This is a genomic window from Yersinia sp. LJYL362 (genome assembly GCF_048323875.1).
This window is the reverse complement of the sequence record NZ_JBLWEX010000077.1, coordinates 1-9,691: the sequence shown is the minus strand read 5'-3', so window position 1 is coordinate 9,691 and position 9,691 is coordinate 1. Positions and strand designations below refer to the sequence as shown.

Here is a 9,691-nt window from a genome sequence, read left to right as displayed (position 1 = left end):
CCACCATTTTGGTGTATTGCTCGGTGGGTTTTACCGTTTTTCTGGGATGGATTTTTTATAACGAATATATGGGCTGGCGTGAGTTCTTCGTTATCGTTATTAGCATGGTGGGCTGTTTTCTGGTCAGCGATGGGGTGAATATCACGGCGGCAGATTTTAATTTTGTGGGTTTATTTATTGGGCTGGCGTCGGGAATTGGTTACAGCTTTTATACTCTGGCCGGGCGAATTGCCACTGATCGCCGTTACCCCGTGTGGAATACTATTTTATATGTGTTTGGATTCTCAGCTGTCTATCAGTTGATATTTAATCAACTGCTCTTGTGGTTGCCGATACCGGGGTTACAGCAGATGGTCGGAAATCTGTTCTTTTTATCCATCGGGACAGAAGGTGTTCAATGGTCTGGCTGGTGGCTATTGTTGATTCTGGCCGCTGGCCCGACATTACTGGGCTTTGGCTTGTTTAATTTGAGTTTGAAAACCCTCCCGCTGGCGGTCGCCAGTTTAATTCTTACCCTGGAGCTGGTGTTCACCGCCGTTATTGCTTATTTCCTATTGGATGAAATCTTATCGGCTTCGCAATTACTGGGCAGTGCATTGGTTTTATTGGGTGTATTAATGCTGCATAGAAAAGATAATACTCAGGGGGAGATAGCAACACCGAGCAATAGTACTATCTCGCCCTGAGAGCGTTTATTGCGCGGTTTTTCGACGTAATGGTGTGCGCAGACGTTGAGCTAATATCACCCCCGCGAGCGTAATACCGCCGCCAATCAGGTGGTAGCTGTGCAACTGTTCATGCAGGAAAGTGACGGCAATAATGGCGGTAAACACTGGCGTCAGGTTCATAAATATCGACGCGGTGTTGGCTCCCAGTCGCATAACGCCGTGAATCCATAAATAAGGCGCAATAATAGAAGCGGGAATGCCGGCAAATAATACCAGCGGGATATTCTGTGCCGTTAATTGAACATCCGCGGCCATCAGGAAGTTCGGTAATAACAGCACCACACCAAAGACAATTTGCATATATAGGGATTGCCAGTTAGGCAATTGAATCGCCCAGCGCTTGGTTAACACCCCGTAGAGAGCATAGGATGCCGAGGCACCGAACATCATCAATTCACCTTTGCCGATACCATGTTGCAGCAATTGCGCCGGGTTACCCGCGCTGACCAACCACACCAATCCCCCTAATGACAAGATACTCCCCAGCGCAATCCCGACGGTAGGTGCCACACGTAGCACCACAATGCTAATAAGCACAGTTAATAATGGAATTAACGAACTGAGTATTCCCATAAACAGGGCGCTGACACTGTGGGCAGCGTAATAAGCCAGGCTTTGATATAACACCATACCTAATAGCCCCAGAATCATTAGTTTCCACCAATAGATACGAATCGCCGGCCAGTTGCGGATAACGCCCATCAGCAAAAATGGCGTTAGGGTCAATAATGCCAGCACCCAGCGATAGAAGGAGATTGCCGCCGGATCGATAACGGTAGCGGAGACTTTGCTGACCACGGCATTGATTGACCAGATAATCACCGCGAATAAGGGGAATAACACATTCATGCTCATAATTCTCATTGATATACTAATGCGGTGCAGTGTAACGCTGTCTGATTTATTCTATATACTGATAATCAGACAATCGTTGCTGTGATTAAGACAATTTACCCGTCATACTTCAAGCTGTATATGCGTTGGCTATGTTCAATAACCCGAATCACTGACTCCAGTATGCGCATCGGGACTCTCTTGCCGCCTTCCTGCAACTCGAATTATTTAGGGTATGAATGACGATGACAAAACCTAATTTTCCGATGGTCGCCGACACCGCGCCGCAGAATGTGTCTTTTCGCTGTGAGATATACAATGCCAACACTGAATTTCTACCCCATACCCATTCCTACGGGCAATTGATCTGTGTTAAATCGGGCGTACTGGCCATGAGTATTGGTGGGCAGCGCTTTCTGGCTCCGCCTGAATTCAGTGTCTGGATACCCGCCGGAGTCGAGCATTCCAGTTATAACCGTAAATCAATGCATTTTCGCGCTATTGATATCGCGGTAGAACACTGCAAAGACTTACCCACGTCAGCTTGTCTGATTAATGTCAGCCCGATTTTTAATGCCATCGTGGAGGATTGCTTCGCTCGTGCTTTATTAATACCGGAAAGCAAACAAGATTTGCGCTTAAGCCTGGTGCTGATTGATCAGCTCAAAGTCTCACCGGTGCAATGCACCTATTTGCCGACCTCACAAGATAAGCTGCTGTCGCCCATTTTGACCGCACTAGAGCGCTGTCCATCAGACAATACCTCGCTGGCAGCCTGGGCCAAACGAGTCTATACCACTGAACGAACGCTATCGCGCCGTTGTCAGCAGGAGTTAGGCATGGCATTTAGTGAATGGCGGCAACGATTACGTTTTTTACATGCAATTTCGTTACTGGAACAAGGGAGAACGGTGCAAAGTGTGGCACTCGATGTAGGCTATAGTTCAGCGTCAGCTTTTATTGCCATGTTCCAGCAAATTTCGGGGACGACACCAGAGCGTTTTCGTCGCACCAATTTCCTTCCTCCTTGAAGCCGCAGGGGTGTTGGCTACGCTTACGCACCCGAATCACTGACTTGAGTCAGCTCATCGGGGTTTATTCGCTTGTCGCCTACCTGCAACTCTAACGATTTTGGGGATATACTAAGCGCCCTGTTTTTCATCTGTAGGGCAGCAAGCTGCCGGAGAACAAAGTGAAAATTCTGGTTGATGAGAATATGCCATACGCCGAGGCGCTATTTCAGCGGTTAGGTGATGTGCAGGCAGTGCCGGGGCGGCCAATTCCCCTTGATGCACTGGCGGGTGCAGATGCGTTGATGGTGCGCTCGGTCACCAAAGTGAATGAGGCGCTGTTGCAAGGCACGTCAATTTGTTTTGTCGGCACAGCGACCGCAGGTACAGATCACGTCGATGATAACTGGCTGCAACAGCAGGGCATCGGGTTCTCCGCCGCCCCCGGCTGTAATGCCATTGCCGTGGTGGAATATGTTTTTTCTGCGCTGATGATGATGGCCGAGCGCGATGGTTTCCAACTGCGTGATAAAACGGTTGGTATCATTGGTGTGGGTAATGTGGGATCACGGCTAAATGCTCGTCTGCAAGCTCTCGGGGTGCGGACTCTTCTGTGTGACCCACCACGCGCGGATCGCGGTGATAACGAAACATTTTGGCCGCTGGAAAAGCTGGTACATGAAGCTGATGTTCTCACCTTCCATACACCGCTGAATAAAAGCGGCCCTTACCAAAGCTTGCATATGGCAGATGATGAGCTGCTGGCTGCATTACCAGATGGCCGCATTCTGATTAATGCCTGCCGCGGTGCGGTGGTTGATAACGCTGCATTGCTCCGCGCGCTGGAAAAGGGCAAAAAACTCAGTGTGGTGCTGGATGTGTGGGAGCCAGAGCCAGAGTTATCTTTGCCTCTATTGGCCCGTGTTGATATCGGGACCCCCCATATCGCCGGGTACACATTGGAGGGTAAAGCGCGCGGCACAACTCAAGTGTTTGAAGCATTTAGCCAATATTTGGGCCAGCCACAATCCGTCGAGCTGGCCAGCTTATTGCCACAACCTGAATTCAGCCAGTTACGACTAAATGGCGCGTTAGACGAAGGCAAATTAAAACGATTGATGCACTTGGTGTATGATGTGCGCCGCGATGATGCGCCGTTACGGCGTGTTGCTGGCCTGCCGGGCGAGTTCGACCGCCTGCGCAAGCACTATCAAGAGCGGCGCGAATGGTCATCACTTTGTGTGCAGTGCGATGATGCTGCCAGCGCTGAGTTGTTGCAAAAGTTAGGGTTTGCCACTCAACTTTTATAACCTCATGATATTCATTATCAGGCGGTGTTTTATCGTCTCAGATTGCGGATGATGTTGAATCAAGGGGAAACGTGCCGTTGGGGTCGTAATGGCGTAAGCCATCGAAGTGCCCCTAGGTGCGGTCAACCCTTGACCCACGGCACTAAATTGCCAATTTTGTCATCACATTCAGGCGGTATGTTACCGCCTTTGTTTTTGTATCAATCATTGTGGAGAAACCAACATGTCTGACGGCTGGAATATCGCTCTGTTAGGAGCAACGGGCGCAGTAGGTGAAGCTTTGCTGGAGCTGTTAAATGAGCGCCAGTTCCCGGTTGGTGAATTGTATCCTCTGGCCAGCGAGCGCAGTGCTGGTGCAACTGTGCGCTTTAACGGTAAAAGTGTGCTGGTTGAAAATGCGGCAGAATTTGACTGGTCGCAGGCGCAACTGGCTTTCTTTGTCGCTGGCCGTGACGCCTCACAGCAATATGCAGACGAAGCGGGAAATGCTGGTTGTCTGGTTATCGACAGCAGTGGCTTGTTTGCCATGGAACAAGATATACCGCTGGTGGTGCCAAGTGTGAATCCTCAAGTGCTGGCGGAGTACCGCAACCGCAATATTATTGCGGTCGCCGATAGCCTAACCAGCCAGTTATTGACAGCAATTAAGCCGCTGACCGAACAGGCTGGTTTGTCCCGTTTGCATGTTACCGCGCTGATTTCTGCTTCCGCTCACGGTAAAGCTGCAGTAGATGATCTCGCCGGGCAAAGTGCCAAGCTGTTAAATGGCATTCCTGCCGAGCCAGGTATCTTCGCTAAGCAATTGGCATTTAACGTTTTGCCGTTGATAGCTGATGAAGAGGGCAGCGTGCGTGAAGAGCGCCGTTTAGTGGATCAGGTGCGTAAAGTCTTACAAGATGAAGGATTACCTATCTCCGTGAGCTGTGTTCAGTCGCCAGTATTCTATGGTCAGGCACAAGTGGTTCATCTGGAAGCGCTACGCCCAATCGCCGCGGAGGAAGCCCGCAGTGTGCTGGAAAGTTGCGACGATATCCAGTTATCGGAAGAAGATGATTACCCAACACAAGTGACAGATGCCTCTGGCAGTGATGTTTTGAGTATTGGTTGCATCCGCAATGACTATGGTATCCCCGAAGTGTTGCAGTTCTGGTCTGTGGCCGACAACATTCGTTTCGGCGGTGCGTTGATGGCAATTGAAACGGCGGAGCGCCTGTTGCAGGAGCAACTATACTGATGTCCGAACTTGAGTTGACTCAGCCAGAAAATACCGCAGCTGAAACTGCGGGGGTTAAAATCGCGCTGGGTATCGAATACAACGGCAGCCGTTATTTCGGTTGGCAACGCCAGCAAGAGGTTGTCAGCGTACAGGCTTGCCTGGAGGCCGCACTGTCGAACGTCGCCAATGAGCCTATCGGCGTATTATGTGCCGGGCGGACAGATGCCGGGGTGCATGCGACAGGGCAGGTCGTTCATTTTACCACAGCGGCCGCGCGTAAAGATGCCGCCTGGACGATGGGCGTCAACAGCCATTTACCGCCTGATATTGCCGTTCGTTGGGTCAAAACAGTTGATGATGACTTTCATGCCCGTTTCAGTGCAACGGCTCGCCGCTATCGTTATATTATTTTTAACCATCGCTATCGGCCGGCGGTGTTGGCGCAAGGGGTCACCCATTGTTATCTGCCGCTGGATGCCGAAAAAATGGAACAGGCTGCGCAATGTTTGCTCGGCGAGCATGATTTTACTTCATTCCGTGCCGTACAATGCCAGTCCCGTAGCCCATGGCGAAATGTAAAACATGTAAAAGTTACCCGACATGGCGCGTATATCGTGGTAGATATCAAGGCCAACGCATTTGTTCATCATATGGTGCGCAATATTGTTGGTAGCCTGATCGAAATTGGTTGTGGCAATCAGAGTGTCACCTGGATGGCCGAGTTACTGGCGCTGAAAGACAGAGCGCGTGCGGCAGCAACCGCGAAAGCGGAAGGGTTGTATTTAGTCTCAGTCGATTATCCTGACCACTTTGCGTTACCCAAAACGCCACTGGGGCCGCTTTTTTTAGCTGACGACTAATATTATTGCCGTATTTTCATGCAACAGCATGAGCTGGGCGTATTGGTCACTTGGGGCTAAGGAATACCTAAGGAAGTTCAGCTAAGCTCGCAGAGATTAAGCTTGTTTACCGTCGAGAGTATTTATGGAATTTATACGTTTCGTTATTGATTTTATTTTGCATATTGATGTTCATTTAGCGGAGTTGGTGGCGCAGTATGGGGTCTGGGTTTATGGCATTTTATTCCTGATTTTATTCTGTGAAACTGGTCTGGTTGTCACGCCATTCTTGCCGGGGGATTCTCTGCTGTTTGTGGCGGGTGCATTAGCTTCATTGCCCTCCAATGACCTCAATGTTCATATTATGGTCGCGCTGATGGTCACGGCCGCGATTTTGGGGGATGCGATTAACTACACTATTGGCCGGGTATTCGGTGAAAAGTTATTCAGCAACCCGGACTCCAAAATTTTCCGTCGTAGTTATCTGGATAAAACCCATCAGTTTTACGAAAAACATGGTGGTAAAGCGATTATTTTGGCGAGATTTGTTCCGATCATTCGTACTTTTGCGCCGTTTGTTGCGGGGATGGGTAAAATGTCCTATCGCCATTTTGCCGCTTATAACGTGATTGGGGCGTTAGTATGGGTGCTGTTATTCACCTATGCTGGCTACTGGTTTGGTAACATGCCATTTGTTCAGGATAATCTGAAATTGCTGATTGTTGCCATTATCGTGGTGTCAATCTTGCCGGGCGTATTCGAGGTTTGGCGGCATCGGCGGGCAGCAGCACGTCAGAAAAATCAGTAAAAACGTTACCTAAGCCGTGGGTTCGACCAGTTTTTTATCTACACTGTCGAACCAATATGGTTTAATGAGTTACATTTGTGGTCTGTTCCTGTGAGCAATCCGAGTTAAGTGCCTTAGTTACGCCGCATTGGTGTATATCTTAGGCATTTTTTATTGGAGTGTTTTCAGGGAGATGGTTAAAGCATGAACAGCGAACTGGCAACAGCCAGGTTCAAACAGAAAGGTCATCGATGAGCTGGATTGAACGAATTCTCAACAAAAGCAATATCACACAAACCCGTAAAGCGAGTATTCCTGAAGGGGTGTGGACGAAATGCGACAGTTGCGGTCAGGTGCTTTATCGCGCCGAGTTAGAGCGTAACCTGGAAGTGTGTCCTAAGTGTGATCACCACATGCGTATGTCAGCCCGTCAGCGGTTACATATGCTGCTGGATGAAGGCAGTGAAGTGGAATTAGGTAGCGAACTGGAGCCAAAGGATGTCCTGAAATTTAAGGATACCAAGAAGTATAAAGATCGCCTCGTGGCTGCACAAAAAGAGACCGGCGAGAAAGATGCCTTGGTGGCTATGAAAGGAACCTTGGAGGAAATGCCGATTGTTGCCGCGTCATTTGAATTTGCTTTTATGGGCGGTTCAATGGCGTCAGTCGTCGGTGCTCGCTTTGTTCGTGCGGTAGAACAGGCACTGGAGGACAATTGCCCACTGGTGTGCTTCTCTTCCAGTGGCGGTGCCCGTATGCAGGAAGCATTGATGTCTCTGATGCAGATGGCAAAAACCAGTGCCGCTCTGGCTAAAATGCAAGAGCGTGGTTTGCCGTATATATCCGTACTGACTGACCCGACCATGGGCGGTGTTTCCGCCAGTCTGGCGATGTTGGGTGATATCAATATCGCTGAACCGAAAGCATTGATTGGCTTTGCTGGCCCTCGGGTTATCGAGCAAACTGTGCGTGAAAAACTGCCGCCGGGCTTCCAGCGCAGCGAATTCTTGATTGAAAAAGGCGCTATCGACATGATAGTTCGCCGTCCGGTTATGCGTCAGACGCTGGCCAGCATCTTGTCAAAATTGACTCATCAACCGCAACCAAGCACGGTGGAAGTCAAGGCTGATGCTGCTGTGACTGATAATCAAGCTGATGCCTGATTAACCGACCGGGCATCACCCTGATAAGGTGGTGCCCGGTCATTGCGCATGGTCGGAACTTGAGCTTTATAGCTTTAAAAAAGAAAATATTTACCTAAAATAATTCGAGTTGCTGGAAGGCGGCAATTGAGTGAGTCCCGATGAGTTGACGCTAGTCAATGATTCGGGTGAATGAAAGCAGCCAACGCGTAAGCAGCTTGAAGTATGATGGGTATAAGGCCAGCGGTGGGACTTATGGACAATCATCAAACTCCCCAAGCCACGTCGCCTTTGGCCGCGTGGCTTTACTATCTTGAGCGCTTGCATTCTCAGCCAATCGAGCTGGGGTTGGAGCGTGTTAAACAGGTTGCTGAGCGTTTGGACTTGCTTAAGCCTGCTCCTAAAGTTTTTACCGTTGCCGGTACGAATGGCAAGGGCACCACCTGTTGTACCCTGGAATCAATTTTACTGGCAGCGGGTCTGCGGGTCGGGGTTTACAGCTCACCTCATCTTTTGCGTTACACCGAGCGCGTTCGTATTCAGGGGCAAGAATTGCCTGAAGCGGAGCACAGCCATTCTTTTGCTAAAATTGAAGCTGGGCGCAAAGATATCTCACTGACTTACTTCGAGTTTGGCACCTTATCTGCCCTGCAACTGTTTAAGCAGGCTAAGCTTGATGTGGTAATTCTGGAAGTCGGGCTGGGTGGGCGTTTGGATGCGACAAATATTGTGGATTCAGATGTTGCCGCCATTACCAGCATTGCGATCGACCACACTGACTGGCTGGGTTTCGACAGAGAAAGCATTGGCCGTGAAAAAGCCGGTGTCTTCCGTGCGGGTAAACCGGCAGTGGTTGGGGAGCCTGATATGCCGCAGTCGATAGCAGATGTTGCTGCAACACTCGGTGCGCACCTGTATCAACGCGATATTGCCTGGCAGTTCAGCCAGCAGGAAGCATTGGGTCAATCTCAAAACGGCTGGGATTGGCAATGCGGTGAACACCAACTAAACGATTTGCCACTACCAAATGTGCCGCTAGCCAATGCGGCGACGGCACTGGCGGTATTGCATTATTCTGGATTGTCATTGAGCGAAGACGTGATTCGTCAGGGGCTACAGGCTGCCAGTTTACCAGGGCGTTTTCAGAGAGTCAGTGAGCAGCCGTTGTTGATTTTGGATGTTGCTCACAATCCGCACGCAGCTCGTTATTTGACTGATAAACTGGCTCAACTGCCTAAACAGGGCAAAGTGCGCGCGGTGGTTGGAATGTTATCGGATAAAGATATTGGTGGTACGCTGGCGTGCTTATCTGAGCAGGTAGATGAATGGTACTGTGCGCCGCTGGAAGGGCTGCGTGGGGCCAGCGCGGAGCAGTTAGCCGAGCATTTGGCGCAATCACGCCAGTTTAGTGATGTCGAAACTGCCTGGCGTCAGGCCATGCAGGATGCAGAACCACAGGATGTGGTCATTGTCTGTGGCTCTTTCCATACGGTTGCCCATGTCATGGCAGCAATGGATTTGTAACAGCTTGAGTTTATCAAGACATTGAAATGGGGAGAGCGAGTGGCAAGTAAGTTCCAGAACCGTTTAGTCGGGACCATAATTCTGGTGGCGTTGGGTGTGATTATACTGCCGGGGCTGCTGGATGGTAAAAAGAAGCATTATGAGGATGAGTTTGCTGCCATCCCATTAGTGCCAAAACCCGGTGATAGTCAGGAGATTGATGCGGTTCCACCGGTCAGTCAGCCCCTGCCTATTGCGCCGCCGGAAGGTGCAGCGCAAGCCGTGGCAGTCCCTAAAGATGATTCCGCCTCTCAGGCCGCTA

The 9,691-nt window shown here is 50.0% G+C and carries 10 protein-coding genes; 9 read left to right on the top strand and 1 reads right to left on the bottom strand.

From position 1 onward, the window contains the following. The coding region (locus tag ACNSO8_RS03270; protein WP_418393817.1) for a DMT family transporter at window positions 1–686 on the top strand (686 nt) is incomplete at its 5' end. Window positions 687–692: 6 nt separating this feature from the next. On the opposite strand, the gene ACNSO8_RS03265 is transcribed toward ACNSO8_RS03270, so the two are convergent. Further along, window positions 693–1,577 carry a DMT family transporter gene (locus ACNSO8_RS03265; RefSeq protein ID WP_418393818.1) on the bottom strand — a complete coding sequence of 295 codons (885 nt, stop codon included), beginning with the start codon at window positions 1,575–1,577 and terminating at the stop codon, window positions 693–695. 230 nt (window positions 1,578–1,807) lie between these two features. Here ACNSO8_RS03265 and ACNSO8_RS03260 point away from each other — a divergent pair, with 230 nt between their 5' ends. The 8 genes from ACNSO8_RS03260 to dedD all read left to right on the top strand — a co-directional run. Continuing rightward, a complete protein-coding gene (locus ACNSO8_RS03260; protein WP_418393816.1) occupies window positions 1,808–2,593 on the top strand; it encodes an AraC family transcriptional regulator in 786 nt (261 codons plus the stop codon). Window positions 2,594–2,754: 161 nt separating this feature from the next. Beyond that, entirely contained in the window at window positions 2,755–3,882 is a 1,128-nt protein-coding gene (gene pdxB / locus ACNSO8_RS03255) for a 4-phosphoerythronate dehydrogenase PdxB (protein WP_418393815.1), read from the top strand. A 223-nt stretch (window positions 3,883–4,105) separates the two neighbouring features. Then, window positions 4,106–5,116 carry an aspartate-semialdehyde dehydrogenase gene (locus tag ACNSO8_RS03250; protein WP_418393814.1) on the top strand — a complete coding sequence of 337 codons (1,011 nt, stop codon included), beginning with the start codon at window positions 4,106–4,108 and terminating at the stop codon, window positions 5,114–5,116. Continuing rightward, window positions 5,116–5,958 carry a tRNA pseudouridine(38-40) synthase TruA gene (gene truA, locus ACNSO8_RS03245; protein ID WP_418393813.1) on the top strand — a complete coding sequence of 281 codons (843 nt, stop codon included), beginning with the start codon at window positions 5,116–5,118 and terminating at the stop codon, window positions 5,956–5,958. The genes ACNSO8_RS03250 and truA overlap by 1 nt, the downstream gene beginning before the upstream one ends. A gap of 124 nt (window positions 5,959–6,082) precedes the next feature. After that, entirely contained in the window at window positions 6,083–6,745 is a 663-nt protein-coding gene (locus tag ACNSO8_RS03240; protein WP_418393812.1) for a DedA family protein, read from the top strand. Window positions 6,746–6,975: 230 nt separating this feature from the next. Next, entirely contained in the window at window positions 6,976–7,887 is a 912-nt protein-coding gene (accD, locus tag ACNSO8_RS03235) for an acetyl-CoA carboxylase, carboxyltransferase subunit beta (RefSeq protein ID WP_418393811.1), read from the top strand. A 234-nt stretch (window positions 7,888–8,121) separates the two neighbouring features. Continuing rightward, window positions 8,122–9,390: a bifunctional tetrahydrofolate synthase/dihydrofolate synthase gene (gene folC, locus ACNSO8_RS03230; RefSeq protein ID WP_418393810.1), complete on the top strand. Its 1,269-nt coding sequence runs from the start codon at window positions 8,122–8,124 to the stop codon at window positions 9,388–9,390. Window positions 9,391–9,429: 39 nt separating this feature from the next. After that, window positions 9,430–9,691: cell division protein DedD (gene dedD, locus ACNSO8_RS03225; RefSeq protein ID WP_418393809.1), on the top strand; the 262-nt coding region annotated here is incomplete at its 3' end.

What these genes read in the sequence shown, in the direction of transcription:
- ACNSO8_RS03240 (WP_418393812.1), top strand. Translation starts at nt 6,083, where the DNA reads ATGGAATTTATACGTTTCGTTATTGATTTTATTTTGCATATTGATGTT.
- ACNSO8_RS03265 (WP_418393818.1), bottom strand. Translation starts at nt 1,577, where the DNA reads ATGAATGTGTTATTCCCCTTATTCGCGGTGATTATCTGGTCAATCAAT.
- ACNSO8_RS03260 (WP_418393816.1), top strand. Translation starts at nt 1,808, where the DNA reads ATGACAAAACCTAATTTTCCGATGGTCGCCGACACCGCGCCGCAGAAT.
- folC (WP_418393810.1), top strand. Translation starts at nt 8,122, where the DNA reads ATGGACAATCATCAAACTCCCCAAGCCACGTCGCCTTTGGCCGCGTGG.
- truA (WP_418393813.1), top strand. Translation starts at nt 5,116, where the DNA reads ATGTCCGAACTTGAGTTGACTCAGCCAGAAAATACCGCAGCTGAAACT.
- ACNSO8_RS03250 (WP_418393814.1), top strand. Translation starts at nt 4,106, where the DNA reads ATGTCTGACGGCTGGAATATCGCTCTGTTAGGAGCAACGGGCGCAGTA.
- accD (WP_418393811.1), top strand. Translation starts at nt 6,976, where the DNA reads ATGAGCTGGATTGAACGAATTCTCAACAAAAGCAATATCACACAAACC.